The sequence below is a fragment of the Saliterribacillus persicus genome (assembly GCF_003337485.1).
Taxonomy (GTDB): Bacteria; Bacillota; Bacilli; order Bacillales; family Amphibacillaceae; genus Saliterribacillus; species Saliterribacillus persicus.
Map to the genome: position 1 here is coordinate 352,139 of NZ_QPJJ01000001.1, position 12,762 is coordinate 364,900.

Annotated in this window: 14 protein-coding genes; 1 reads left to right on the top strand and 13 read right to left on the bottom strand. The window is 40.1% G+C overall.

What is annotated here, in order from left to right; genetic code table 11:
- Positions 1-45: 45 nt before the first annotated feature.
- From DFR57_RS01485 to DFR57_RS01535, 11 genes are all read right to left on the bottom strand, one after another.
- Positions 46-447 (bottom strand): F0F1 ATP synthase subunit epsilon, encoded by a 402-nt coding sequence (locus tag DFR57_RS01485; protein WP_114351355.1) that lies wholly within the window; start codon positions 445-447, stop codon positions 46-48.
- Positions 448-525: 78 nt separating this feature from the next.
- Entirely contained in the window at positions 526-1,929 is a 1,404-nt protein-coding gene (atpD, locus tag DFR57_RS01490; RefSeq protein ID WP_114351356.1) for a F0F1 ATP synthase subunit beta, read from the bottom strand.
- 65 nt (positions 1,930-1,994) lie between these two features.
- On the bottom strand, positions 1,995-2,858 hold the full coding sequence (gene atpG / locus DFR57_RS01495) for an ATP synthase F1 subunit gamma (RefSeq protein ID WP_114351357.1): 864 nt from the start codon (positions 2,856-2,858) through the stop codon (positions 1,995-1,997).
- 46 nt (positions 2,859-2,904) lie between these two features.
- Positions 2,905-4,413, bottom strand: coding sequence for a F0F1 ATP synthase subunit alpha (gene atpA, locus DFR57_RS01500; protein ID WP_114351358.1), 1,509 nt, complete (start codon positions 4,411-4,413; stop codon positions 2,905-2,907).
- Positions 4,414-4,434: 21 nt separating this feature from the next.
- Positions 4,435-4,977: a F0F1 ATP synthase subunit delta gene (locus DFR57_RS01505; RefSeq protein ID WP_114351359.1), complete on the bottom strand. Its 543-nt coding sequence runs from the start codon at positions 4,975-4,977 to the stop codon at positions 4,435-4,437.
- Positions 4,974-5,438 carry a F0F1 ATP synthase subunit B gene (gene atpF, locus DFR57_RS01510; protein WP_114351500.1) on the bottom strand — a complete coding sequence of 155 codons (465 nt, stop codon included), beginning with the start codon at positions 5,436-5,438 and terminating at the stop codon, positions 4,974-4,976. The genes DFR57_RS01505 and atpF overlap by 4 nt, the downstream gene beginning before the upstream one ends.
- A gap of 211 nt (positions 5,439-5,649) precedes the next feature.
- Complete coding sequence (gene atpE, locus DFR57_RS01515; protein ID WP_089742974.1) at positions 5,650-5,862, bottom strand: F0F1 ATP synthase subunit C; 213 nt, start codon at positions 5,860-5,862, stop codon at positions 5,650-5,652.
- Between the two features lie 47 nt (positions 5,863-5,909).
- Entirely contained in the window at positions 5,910-6,635 is a 726-nt protein-coding gene (gene atpB, locus DFR57_RS01520) for a F0F1 ATP synthase subunit A (RefSeq protein ID WP_114351501.1), read from the bottom strand.
- 22 nt (positions 6,636-6,657) lie between these two features.
- Positions 6,658-7,026, bottom strand: coding sequence for an ATP synthase subunit I (locus DFR57_RS01525; RefSeq protein WP_114351360.1), 369 nt, complete (start codon positions 7,024-7,026; stop codon positions 6,658-6,660).
- 2 nt (positions 7,027-7,028) lie between these two features.
- Positions 7,029-7,217, bottom strand: coding sequence for an AtpZ/AtpI family protein (locus DFR57_RS01530; RefSeq protein WP_114351502.1), 189 nt, complete (start codon positions 7,215-7,217; stop codon positions 7,029-7,031).
- Positions 7,218-7,510: 293 nt separating this feature from the next.
- Positions 7,511-9,622: a S8 family serine peptidase gene (locus tag DFR57_RS01535; RefSeq protein ID WP_114351361.1), complete on the bottom strand. Its 2,112-nt coding sequence runs from the start codon at positions 9,620-9,622 to the stop codon at positions 7,511-7,513.
- A 331-nt stretch (positions 9,623-9,953) separates the two neighbouring features.
- Between DFR57_RS01535 and DFR57_RS01540 the strand changes: the two genes are divergently transcribed.
- Entirely contained in the window at positions 9,954-10,352 is a 399-nt protein-coding gene (locus tag DFR57_RS01540) for a hypothetical protein (protein WP_114351362.1), read from the top strand.
- 140 nt (positions 10,353-10,492) lie between these two features.
- On the opposite strand, the gene wecB is transcribed toward DFR57_RS01540, so the two are convergent.
- Both wecB and upp read right to left on the bottom strand, forming a co-directional pair.
- Positions 10,493-11,638 (bottom strand): non-hydrolyzing UDP-N-acetylglucosamine 2-epimerase, encoded by a 1,146-nt coding sequence (wecB, locus tag DFR57_RS01545; RefSeq protein WP_114351363.1) that lies wholly within the window; start codon positions 11,636-11,638, stop codon positions 10,493-10,495.
- A gap of 21 nt (positions 11,639-11,659) precedes the next feature.
- Complete coding sequence (upp, locus tag DFR57_RS01550; protein ID WP_114351364.1) at positions 11,660-12,289, bottom strand: uracil phosphoribosyltransferase; 630 nt, start codon at positions 12,287-12,289, stop codon at positions 11,660-11,662.
- Positions 12,290-12,762 lie beyond the last annotated feature (473 nt).

Sequence of the window (12,762 nt, forward strand, 5' to 3'; positions counted from 1 at the left end):
TATGGATAATGGTTCACGTTTTTTAGCATGTAAAGCAGGATTACTTTATCGTTTTTCTTCAACTACGTCCAAACGATTTAGTGCACGCTTTAATGCAAATTCTGCCCTTCTGAAATCAATTTCATCTTTTTTAGCTTGAAGTCGACGTTCTGCACGCTCTCTTGCTTTACGCGCTCTTTCGACATCAATATTCTCAGGTTTCTCAGCAGATTGTGCTAAGATGGTTACCTTATCCGGTCGAACCTCAAGAAAACCACCGCTAACTGCAATTCGTTGGGGCCTTTCGCCTTTTAATCGCACCGCACTGATCGTCAATGGCGCAACAAGCGGAATGTGACCAGGTAAGATACCCAGTTCACCACTTTCCGCTTTACAGCTAACCATTTCAAATGAATCTTCCAGAACAGGGCCATCAGGAGTGACAACACTCACCGTTACTGTTTTCAATGGTACCCCTCCTTGGGCTGGAATATCTAATTAGGCTCATTCTTTTGTATTGTCTAGAAGACATAACACAAAAGATGTTTATGCCATTTGTTTTGCTTTTTCCACTACTTCTTCAATGCGTCCAACAAGACGGAATGCATCCTCAGGAAGGTCATCGTACTTTCCAGATAAGATGTCTTTAAAGCCTTGAACTGTTTCCTGAACTGGAACATAAGAACCTTTTTGGCCAGTAAATTGTTCAGCTACGTGGAAGTTTTGAGATAGGAAGAACTGAATGCGACGTGCACGAGATACCGTTAACTTGTCTTCATCCGATAATTCATCCATACCTAAGATAGCAATAATATCTTGTAATTCTTTATAACGCTGCAATGTACGTTGTACTTCACGAGCGATGTTATAGTGTTCTTCTCCAACGATTTCTGGGTCAAGTGCACGAGAAGTCGATGCCAATGGATCCACCGCAGGGTAAATCCCTTGCTCAGAAAGTTTACGATCCAAGTTTGTTGTCGCATCTAAGTGTGCGAACGTTGTTGCTGGTGCTGGATCGGTATAGTCATCGGCAGGTACATAGATTGCTTGAATCGATGTAACTGAACCAAGATTTGTTGATGTAATACGCTCTTGTAATTGACCCATTTCTGTTGCAAGTGTCGGTTGGTAACCAACGGCTGATGGCATACGGCCTAGTAGGGCTGATACCTCAGAACCTGCTTGTGTGAAACGGAAAATATTATCAACGAATAATAACACATCTTGACCTTGCTCATCACGGAAGTATTCCGCCATAGTAAGACCTGTAAGTGCTACTCGCATACGTGCTCCAGGTGGCTCGTTCATTTGACCGAATACCATCGCTGTTTTTGTGATAACACCTGAATCCTTCATTTCATAATAAAGGTCATTACCTTCACGTGTACGTTCACCAACACCTGCGAAAACGGAAATACCACCGTGTTCTTGTGCGATATTGTTGATTAATTCTTGAATTAATACAGTTTTACCTACACCGGCACCACCAAATAAACCGATTTTACCACCTTTAATGTAAGGTGCTAGAAGGTCTACTACTTTGATACCTGTTTCTAGGATTTCTGTTTCTGTTGCTAAGTCATCAAATTTTGGTGACTGACGGTGAATAGGATCACGGCGTTGATCAGTTGCTAATTTTTCATCTAAATCAATGCTTTCTCCTAATACATTAAATACACGACCTAATGTTTCGTTTCCTACAGGAACTGAAATAGGTGAACCTAAGTCAATTACTTCTGCACCACGTTGTACACCTTCAGTCGATGACATAGCAATCGTACGTACAGAGTCATCTCCTAAGTGCAGGGCAACTTCAAGCGTAAGCTCGAATTCCTCACCTTGAGATTGGTACTGTACTTTTAATGCGTTATATATTTCAGGAAGGTGCCCATCATCAAACTTAACGTCAACTACAGGCCCTAAGATTTGTGTAACGCGTCCTTTGCTCATCGATTTCCCTCCTAACTTTCTTACCACTTGTTCCTAAAAAGAATAGCGGTTTATCCAAATATTTCTTATTCTTGTGCAGCTGCCCCACTAACGATTTCAGAAATCTCCTGGGTGATTGCAGCTTGACGTGCACGGTTATATTGAAGCGTAAGATCTCCGATAAGATCATCCGCATTATCCGTAGCACTTTTCATAGCTGTCATACGTGATGCGTGTTCACTTGCTTTACTATCAAGTAAGGCACCAAATATTAAGCTTTCTGCATACTGTGGCAACAACACATCTAAAATATCTTGTTGATTTGGCTCATATTCGTACATACTATTATTCCCACTTGCATTCTCAGATAGATCTGTTAGTGGTAATAGTTTTTTCTCCGTTACCTCTTGTGAAATGGCACTAATATAGTGATTGTAAAAGACGATTAATTCATCAATCTCTTCATCGATATATAGCTGTACCGTTTCTGAAGTTAAATCTTTTATATCTGCGAAATTCGGTTGATCGGATAAACCAACGATTTCTTTTAAAACAGGAATATCGCGTTTCTTGAAAAAGTCACGTCCAACACGACCAGCAGTGATAACTGCATATTCGTCTTTAGAGGAATGACGTTTTTCAATCGTACGATATACTTCACGTAGAATACTTGAGTTAAATGCTCCAGCAAGACCACGGTCAGAAGTAATCACGAAATATGCTGTCTTTTTTACTTTTCTTTCTTGAAGCATCGGATGTTCTGCATCCTGTCCACTTCCAGCAATGCTTGCTACTACCTCTTGAATTTTTGCACTGTAAGGAACAAATGCTGTTGCATTTTCTTCCGCACGGCTCAATTTAGAAGCTGATACCATGTGCATGGCTTTCGTGATTTGTTTCGTTTTTTTCGTCGATCCGATACGATTTTGAATATCTCTAAGTGATGCCACTTTGTTTCACCGCCCTTTCTTTCAAAGGTTGATGTGTTTCAAACGATTATTCAGAAACAACGAATTGTTTTTTGAATGTTTCAATCGATTGAGTCATCTGATCTGCGTCTGCTAACTTACCTGTTTCACGAATCTCACTTAATAGATCTTTATGGTTATGATCTAAGAAGTCCATTAATTCTGCTTCAAAACGTGTAACATCTTTTACTGGAATGTCATCGATAAGACCTTGAGTTAATGCAAAAATAATCATAACTTGCTTTTCAACTACAAGTGGCTTATGCAAGCCTTGCTTTAGTACTTCAACCGTTCGAGCACCACGGTTTAATTTTGCTTGTGTTGCTTTATCAAGGTCAGAACCAAATTGCGCAAATGATTCTAGCTCACGGAATGATGCTAAGTCTAGACGCAACGTACCCGCAACTTTTTTCATTGCTTTAATTTGTGCCGAACCACCAACACGTGATACTGACAGACCAGCATTAATCGCCGGACGAACACCGGAGAAGAATAAGTCTGACTGTAAGAATATTTGTCCATCCGTAATCGAGATTACGTTGGTTGGAATGTAAGCTGAAATATCGCCTGCTTGTGTTTCAACAAATGGTAGTGCAGTTAAAGAACCGCCACCTTTTGCATCACTAAGCTTTGCAGCACGCTCAAGAAGACGAGAGTGTAGATAGAAAACATCCCCTGGGAATGCTTCACGACCTGGCGGGCGACGAAGTAATAAGGAAAGCTCACGGTATGCGTTCGCTTGTTTAGATAAGTCATCATATACAACTAATACGTGCTTACCGTTATACATGAATTCTTCACCCATCGATACACCAGCATATGGTGCTAGGTATTGAAGTGGAGCTGGTTCAGATGCACCAGCAGATACAACGATTGTGTAATCTAATGCGCCGTGCTTACGAAGTACTTCAACAGTTCCTCGAACAGTCGAATCCTTTTGTCCAATGGCAACATAGATACAAATCATATCTTCATTCTTTTGGTTAATAATAGCGTCAATTGCGATCGTAGTTTTACCAGTTTGACGGTCACCGATGATCAACTCACGCTGACCACGACCGATTGGTACTAAAGCATCAATCGCTTTAATCCCAGTTTGTAATGGTTCATCTACTGATTTACGATCCATAACACCAGGTGCTGGTGATTCGATCGGACGAGCTTTTGTTGTTTCCACTGGCCCTTTACCATCAAGTGGTTGACCTAATGGGTTAACAACACGACCAAGTAGTTCCTCACCTACTGGCACTTCCATGATACGTCCGGTACGACGAACTTCTGCACCTTCACGAATTTCTGTATATGGTCCAAGGATTACAATCCCGACGTTTGATTCTTCTAGATTTTGTGCCATACCCATGACACCGTTTGAAAACTCAACGAGCTCACCAGACATGACGTTGTCTAGACCATGAGCACGTGCAATACCGTCACCAATTTCGATAACTGTACCGACATCACTTACTTCGATGTCTGCTTCATAGCTTTCAATTTGCTGTTTAATCAGTGCACTGATTTCTTCAGCTTTAATGCTCATGCCATTTCACCCCTATCATCTTTAATTCGCCGTTACGATTTGGCGTTCTAATCGATCAAGCTTTCCTTTAAGTGTTCCATCATAAACGGTATTACCGATTTTAATTCTCACACCACCAAGGACAGTTGAATCAATTACTTGGTTTATTTTTACTTCTTTTACCTCAAGGCGCTGGACAAATACTTTCTTCAAGCTTACTTGCTCTTCTTCCGTTAATTCACGAACTGTGTAAACAGTAGCAACTGCTACCTTTTGCAATTCATTTTTTAACGTAATAAAATGTTCGATAACCTCAGGCACAATGGCTTGATTATGGCGATCGACAAGTAAGGAGAGTGTATTTAAAACATCACTAGAAAAACCATCAAAAGCCGTTCTAAGTAATTGTTTTTTCTTTTCCAACTCTACTTGTGGATGTTGTAAGTATTTAAGAAATGCATCATTGCTTTCGAACACTTCTTTTACTGTTAATAATTCAGGTTCTAAGTGGTCTAATGTTTCTTTTTCTTTACCAATTTGAAAAAGAGCTTCTGCATAACGTTTTGCTACATTCGCTTTACTCATCGCTCTTCGCCTACCTGTTTAATGTAGTCGTTGATCAATTGTTCTTGATCCTGTGCGTTAATTTCTTTTTCAATAACTTTTGTAGCAATCTGTACAGATAATGTAGCAACCTGTGCTTGTAGGGCTTCGATTGCTTTCTCTTTTTCACGGGCAATATCTTCTTCTGCAGATTTCTTCATACGAGCTGCAGCTTCATGTGCCGCTTCAATAATTGTTTTTTCTTGTTGCTGTCCAGCTTTTTTCGCTTCTTCGATGATTGTCATCGCTTCTTGACGCGTTGCTTTTAGCTGTTCATTCGCTTCTGTTGATGCTTTTTCAGCATCGATGCGATTTTTTTCAGCTGTATCGATTTCATTTGCTATATGATTCTCACGTTCTTCCATCTTGTTCATTAATGGACCCCAAGCAAATCGCTTTAAAAGGTATAATAGAATCAAGAAACTAGCTAGTGCGAAAAACATATCTCCAGCTCTGAAACCACCAACTTCAGCACCAATAATGAGCCAACTTGCATCTATTAGCACAGTCTTCACTCCTTCCTACCAGTCCTTGTTTAGCCTCTATCTTTATCGTTCATCATTTACATTTTCAAAAATCTTCTAAAAGTTTTTCATAAAGGAATGGCGAAGGTTGTCTTAGACGATCTTCGCCATTTCTATCTTTAAAAATTTATTAGCTACCCATTACCATAAATGCAATAACTACGGCGAAAATAGGAATCGCCTCTACTAACGCTACCCCGATAAACATTGTAGTTTGAAGTGCACCTCTTAATTCTGGTTGACGTGCAATCCCCTCTACTGTACGACTTACGATCATTCCGTTACCTAAACCAGCACCAAGTGCCGCTAGTCCAATTGCTATTGCAGCTGCTAAAGCTCCCATTTTATAATTTCCTCCTTTTAATTGTGTACCTATGTGTATTTTTTATTTTAATGGTCAGAACTCACTTTATGAGACATATAAACCATTGTTAACATTACGAAAATAAATGCCTGGATGGCACCGATAAACAAACTAAATCCTTGCCATGCTAGCATCGGTAAGATTGCAAACACGGTAGTAAATGGGACGAAAATCATCGCCATTTTTGTTATTAGTCCTAATAAAATCTCCCCAGCAAAGATGTTACCGAAAAGACGCAAACCTAGTGTTAAGGTATTAGCAAACTCTTCAATGATTTTCAACGGGAATAAAAATGGTGCGGGTCTGAAATAATCTTTCCCATACTCTTTAAACCCTTTGACCTGTATCCCGTAGAAATGGGTCAATATAATAACCATCGCTGACAACGTTAGCGTAATCGTTGCATCAGAGGTTGGTGATTTCCACCATAGCGTATGCCCCCAAACACCCATTGTAATGACACCTAGGATGTTACTTACAAAAATGAACACCAACAAGGTTAAACCAAGTGGTAAAAAAACTTTCCCTGTCTTCCAATCCATGGTATCGCCGATGATTCCTTTAACGAAATCAATTATCCACTCCATGAAGTTTTGAAAACCTGTTGGTTTCATCTGAAGGTTTCTTGCTGCAAAAAAGCAAATAAAAAAGACGATAACAGATGAAATGAAGGTCATTAAAACGGTGGACAAATTAAAATCTAACCATGGTATACCCCAAAGATCGTTCAACAGTGGTGATGTATGATCCAATTGCTTCACCTCACTTCCTTTGCTAATATCTTAATCTGAAGATCATAAAATCTATCATAATAACAACATAAGTTGTCATTAATCCAATAATTACAGCTGTTAAATGGAAGTATTCTTCATATCGAAAGGCGATTAAGACTGCTAGCGCTACTGATGCTAAGCGCGTGAAGGTTCCAATACCAGCAGTACCTTTTTGATGGGCCACTGCTTGTCCAAATCGGGTTATCTTTCGTTGCATTACCCAAAGGTTGTAAAAACTAAGTACTGTCCCTAGAAGGAGTCCGAGGAATATACTTGTGTAAGGTGTAAAACCTAATCCAAGTACAAACAATGCAAGAAGGTAGAACATCCATTTACGCTGACGGGTTATCATGCTCTGGTATTGCTCCATAGTTATTCGTCTCCCGTTAATTCTCTAATCAAATGGACCGTTCCATATGTACCGGCTCCCAAACCTAACAGTAATGTGAGCACTAAAAAAAGTGGAGAAGTGGAAAATTGTTGATCCAACCACCTTCCAATAAGGATTCCTACAAGCGGTGCGCCTACAAGCTGAGACAGTATTGCACTGGTTATTGCCATTCCTTTTAATGTGCCTCGTGGCAAAGAAACCACCCCAATCACATTCAGAAATAATTTGCAGTGATTTACATCACACCTTGTAACCCTTATCATCCACACTAAATTAGCATACAATAGGGGTAGCCTAATGTCAATTGATTTCACCAAACAATCTGAATATTATACGGACAAGTCAAACCCTTGTGATCAAACGTGTGAAAGCCCTTTTCTAAGTAACTTTTAACATGAATTTCCTTCAAATTTGAACAGTTTGTGACACTTCATTCGTATACCGAAATGCTTGAGCTAAAATTCTACTGAAGAGGCACCTCTACAATTGTTTGATAATGGGAAACGTCACCTTTGTTCGTTTTCACTTCCACATTCGCTAGATAGGTGCCGGGTTTTGGCATTTCCTTTTCCTTCAGCTCCCCTGTTATAACACCAGCCTTTGAGACAGACCGTTCTACCAAAGTGTGAATAAATCGAAACGTGTCTGGATCATAGAGATCGATCGTCAGTGTGGCGTCTCCTTCTGTTACATATACCTGATACTCATATTTGCCTTTTGATAAAGGTAATAGCTGTAAATCCATCCCCATCGCTTTAGGGAATGCTGCCGTTTGATTAATATATAGATAAGGTAGCTTTATATCATTTAACGTTAAGTATCCTTCATGGATCCCTTGGTCTAAGACAATCGGATTTACAGAAAGGTTTATTTTGACCGTCTTTTTTTCCTTTGGCGGGAGTGTAAAGCGTTTTGGTAAGTCGAAACGGGTTCCTATTTTTAGATTAGGCTGGTGAAAGGTATAGGTTTTTTCTTTTTTTGAGACATTTTCTATCGTTACTGTTGCGTATTTATCCCCTTTTTGATCAATTTTCCCAAAGTTAAGCGCATGATCGTAAATTAGTGTATCTGCCCTGATTGCTGCAGCGACATTTATTTTTCCCACGCCTTGTTCACTTGGTTTATAAGACGCGAGAAGATCAGTATTTGAGACTAAGGCTGCTTTGAGCTTAGATGGACCCCAGTTTGGATGCGCCTCTTTAATTAAAGCAAGCGCTCCTGCCACGTGCGGGGCTGCCATACTTGTCCCTTGCAGAGTTTTATATCCTCCAGGAATAGTGCTCGTCACCTCTGTTCCTGGTGCTAAAAGGTCAGGCTTAATCGCCCAATTAACGGTTACCGGACCACGCGAGCTAAAATCAGCTAAGAGATCCGCGCTTTTTTTGTAGATGGTATCGATCCAATATGTATCCTTTTCCTCAATTTTTCCCTTTAAAAATTGTCCGTCTTCTTTTGTAATGCTTACCACTGGAATCGTAATCGGAATTTCTGCGCCTTCAATTGATCCTTGAAACGCTCCTTTTTCATTATTATAAATAACGACAGCTGACGCTCCTAACTCCTGTGCTTCACTTGCTATTTTCCCAAACTCCTTTTCTCCTCTTTCTACTAAAAGAATATTCCGTTCTGCCTCTTTTTTGTTTATTGTTAGCTTCATGTCCCGAGTGAAACTCCAGCTAGGTGCTCCAATTAATTGTTGTAGCTTCATTTCTCTCCGTTCTAATTTGTCGGTTAAAAAGGGGGATGTCGTTGTAGGTGTTGATGCACCCACTGCAATTGACGAGGTGGCAGTAGCTGGAGATCCGAGTGTCCATGCTAAAGGCCCTGCGTTACCAGCAGCAGCAACGACGGTTACTCCATTTTCTGTCGCCTTATTCACGGCGACACTAGTTGGCCAGTCTGGTCCATTCACCTCATTACCTAGAGATAGATTTATAATATCCATCCCGTCTTTTACCGCCCGTTCAATCGCAGCCATTACTTGAACCGAGGTTCCAGCACCACCTGGGCCGAGCGCTCGGTAACCATAAAGCTCTGCATCTGGAGCTATTCCTTTCATTCTTCCGTTTGCAGCAATTACACCAGCAACATGTGTCCCGTGCAATGTCGGTTCCCCTTCCTCAGGTAGCGTTTCCATTGGATCGTCATCAAAGTCGACAAAGTCATAGCCGCCTTTTACATTCGCCTGCAGGTCCGGGTGCGAATAATCGATTCCCGTATCGATTACGCCAACCTTTACACCTTTTCCTGTGTAGGGAATAGATTCGCTTAAAAGAAAGGGAACAGTCTGATTGAGATTTCCTTCCTCCTGTGTTTTATAGGTAAGATTTGGATAGCTTTTTTTAAAAAAGGGATAGCGATTTAATGCTGCTTGTTCTTGTTTTGTAGCACGAATAGCAAGCCCATTAAAGATCGTATCGTAGACTTCTACGATTTCAAGACGTGGGTGGTGCCGTTCGATTTTTTGTCTTACTTCATGCGGATCACCTTTTACTTCAATTATGTACGTCTCTTTATCCGTATCAAATGCTACTAAAAGAAGCGTTAGAATAAGCATGGGGATTATTTTGTGCATGCTGATACTCCTTTATATTTTTTCTCTAGTATGTGTGAGTTGTGGTATATCATACAGGGGGAGAATGTTTTTCTTAAGGGTATGAGGATTATTGGGTGTGCTTGGTTGGATGAAAACTATCTGGACAGCTATCTCTAATAATTCTCTTAGCTTGAATTAGGTAAGAAAGTACGATTTGAGAAACGATTAGAACAAATGATTATTTTAAGTCTCATAATCAAAATATGCAGCAGTTGAAATGTTAAGATGTTCATAGGTAAAAGAGAAAAGCAATTTTATATTGAAACGGAAAAAGAAGTGTATTGTCTAATTATATGAGGAGGTGGCGGTATTGAAAAAGAGAATTCTATTCATTCTTTCATCTTGTATCTTATTAGGTTTATTCGCTTGTTCTAACCAGAACGAGCAAGCGAAGCATAACGATAATCAATTCATTATTAGTAATAATGAGGAAGCCAACGAGGAAATTAATAATGATGTAAGAGAAGTTGTTTGGAAACAATTATCCTCTGAACAAAAAGAATGGATTGATGGTACTTGGAAGGACGGAAAGGTATCCAAAGTTACTTTAAATGAAAATTATGTACGTCAGGTTGGTAATAAGTCTTACGAAGGAAAAGAAGTCTATTTAATTGATTTCCCAATTAAAAGTAAATCTATTCCGAATAATATGATTGTCTATGCTGATGTGAATAATTTTGACTACATTGGTAATGGCTTTGTTGATTAGAGTACTTAAACAATTCATCAAAATCGGAAAATAAAGGTTGGTATATACCTTCCTTTATTTTTTTATAAAAAAACAACCTTTACGAAAAATATCTCAATAAAGAAAACACCCGCTTCGTGTTGAAAGCGAGTGCTTAAGGTTTATGGTCTGAATGATGCTGGTCTATTCTTTTCTTGCTTAAAGTGATAGCGGATTGCTTCTGCTATACGAGCAGATGCGTCACCATCACCGTAAGGGTTTGAGGCATGTGCCATTTTCTTGTGAGCTTCGTCGTCTGATAAGAGCTCATTTGCTAATTGGAAGATATTATCTTCATCTGTTCCAGCTAGCTTTAATGTGCCGGCATCGATTCCCTCCGGGCGCTCCGTCGTATCACGTAATACTAGAACGGGAACGGCTAAGGACGGTGCTTCTTCTTGGACGCCACCAGAATCGGTAAGGATCAGGTGTGCGCGTGAAGCGAAGTTATGGAAATCAACAACTCCAAGTGGCTCGATTAACTGAATGCGGTCATCGTCGCCAAGAATTTCCTTCGCCGTTTCTTGCACAACGGGATTTAAATGCACAGGATAAACGACATGAACGTCGTCATGTTCTTCTACAAGTCGCTTAATTGCGCGGAACATTTGCTGCATGTTTTGTCCAAGATTTTCACGTCTATGTGCGGTCATTAATACTAAGCGTTTATCACCGATTTGATCTAATACTGGGTGCTTATAATTTTCATCGACGGTTGTTTTAAGTGCATCGATTGCAGTGTTTCCAGTAATATAGATCGAATCCTTTGGCTTATTTTCATTTTCCAAATTAGCTGCTGATTTCTCGGTTGGAGAAAAATGCAAATCAGCCATGACACCGGTTAGTTGACGGTTCATCTCTTCTGGATATGGCGAGTATTTATTCCATGTACGAAGACCAGCTTCCACATGTCCAACAGCAATCTGGTTGTAATATGCTGCAAGGGAAGCGGCAAAGGTTGTCGTAGTGTCCCCATGAACTAATACGATATCTGGCTTTGCCTCCTGCATGACTTCGTCTAAGCCTTCTAGTGCACGTGTCGTGATTTGTGCTAGGGTTTGACGGGCTTTCATAATATTAAGGTCATGGTCAGGCGTTATACCGAAAATTTCTAATACCTGATCAAGCATTTCGCGGTGCTGGGCAGTTACTGTTACGTCTACTTCAAATTGTTCAGGACGCTTTTTAAGCTCCAATACGAGCGGAGCCATTTTGATTGCTTCAGGTCTTGTCCCAAAAATAGTCATTACTTTAATTGGCTTTGTCAAGCTTATCACTCCAAATTAATCTTATTTTGTTCCGAAAAGTCGATCTCCGGCGTCACCTAGTCCAGGGACGATATAGCCTTTTTCGTTTAATTTTTCATCAAGTGCTGCAAGGTAAATATCTACGTCTGGATGCTCTTTCTGAATGACTTCTACTCCTTCTGGTGCTGCGATTAGACACATCAATTTAATGTGCGTTGCGCCGCGCTTTTTGAGGGAATGAATAGCATCATTTGCTGAGCCTCCAGTAGCAAGCATTGGATCGATTACGATTAGCTCACGTTCCTGAATATCGGAAGGAAGCTTAATATAATATTCGACGGGCATTAGCGTTTCTGGGTCACGGTAAAGACCAACATGTCCAACTTTTGCTGCTGGAATTAAACGAAGGATGCCGTCAACCATGCCAAGACCTGCTCTTAGAATCGGTACAAGTCCAATTTTCTTTCCGCTTAAAATTTTTGCTTTTGCCGTGGTTACGGGTGTTTCTATTTCAATTTCTTCGGTTGGTAGGTCGCGTGTGATTTCAAAGGCCATTAAACCTGCAACTTCGTCTACAAGCTCGCGGAATTCCTTTGTTCCAGTCTTTGTTCTTCTTATGTAGGTTAACTTGTGTTGAATTAATGGGTGATCTAATACGAATACGTTGCTCATGATCTATTCACTCCTCATATTTTTGGATGTCGAATCTGATTATCACTAATTATATCTGATTTTGTTCATCCTTAAAAGTGTACTCAATATTGCTAGGTGATTCAAGCTTAAACTAAAAGTCGAATTATTCAGAAATTTAATTGTGTGTGGATGATTGAATGTATGATTGTGGAGAGTGTGCGCGAAAGGCTTGAGTTTGTGCGTGTATGGGAAGAAAGTGCACGAGAGAAGCTGGGATTTGTGCGTAAGTGAGGAAAAATCTTACGTGAACAGCAGATAATTTTGAAGTAATCGTTTATTTGGCCATGCTTTTGCTACGTTTGGTCATGAAATTGGAGAGTTTGGCCGAGAAACTTTTACATTAGGCCATGAACGCGTTAGATTTTGTCATGAAATACGTGCATTTGGCCAAGCAAAGCTATAGTTTGGCCGAGAAATAGGAAATCAGCCACCTCATTGAAGAAAGTGGCTGA

What these genes read in the sequence shown, in the direction of transcription:
- DFR57_RS01530 (WP_114351502.1), bottom strand. Translation starts at nt 7,217, where the DNA reads ATGGCAATAACCAGTGCAATACTGTCTCAGCTTGTAGGCGCACCGCTT.
- atpA (WP_114351358.1), bottom strand. Translation starts at nt 4,413, where the DNA reads ATGAGCATTAAAGCTGAAGAAATCAGTGCACTGATTAAACAGCAAATT.
- DFR57_RS01505 (WP_114351359.1), bottom strand. Translation starts at nt 4,977, where the DNA reads ATGAGTAAAGCGAATGTAGCAAAACGTTATGCAGAAGCTCTTTTTCAA.
- upp (WP_114351364.1), bottom strand. Translation starts at nt 12,289, where the DNA reads ATGAGCAACGTATTCGTATTAGATCACCCATTAATTCAACACAAGTTA.
- DFR57_RS01525 (WP_114351360.1), bottom strand. Translation starts at nt 7,026, where the DNA reads ATGGAGCAATACCAGAGCATGATAACCCGTCAGCGTAAATGGATGTTC.
- atpF (WP_114351500.1), bottom strand. Translation starts at nt 5,438, where the DNA reads ATGTTTTTCGCACTAGCTAGTTTCTTGATTCTATTATACCTTTTAAAG.
- atpD (WP_114351356.1), bottom strand. Translation starts at nt 1,929, where the DNA reads ATGAGCAAAGGACGCGTTACACAAATCTTAGGGCCTGTAGTTGACGTT.
- DFR57_RS01535 (WP_114351361.1), bottom strand. Translation starts at nt 9,622, where the DNA reads ATGCACAAAATAATCCCCATGCTTATTCTAACGCTTCTTTTAGTAGCA.
- atpE (WP_089742974.1), bottom strand. Translation starts at nt 5,862, where the DNA reads ATGGGAGCTTTAGCAGCTGCAATAGCAATTGGACTAGCGGCACTTGGT.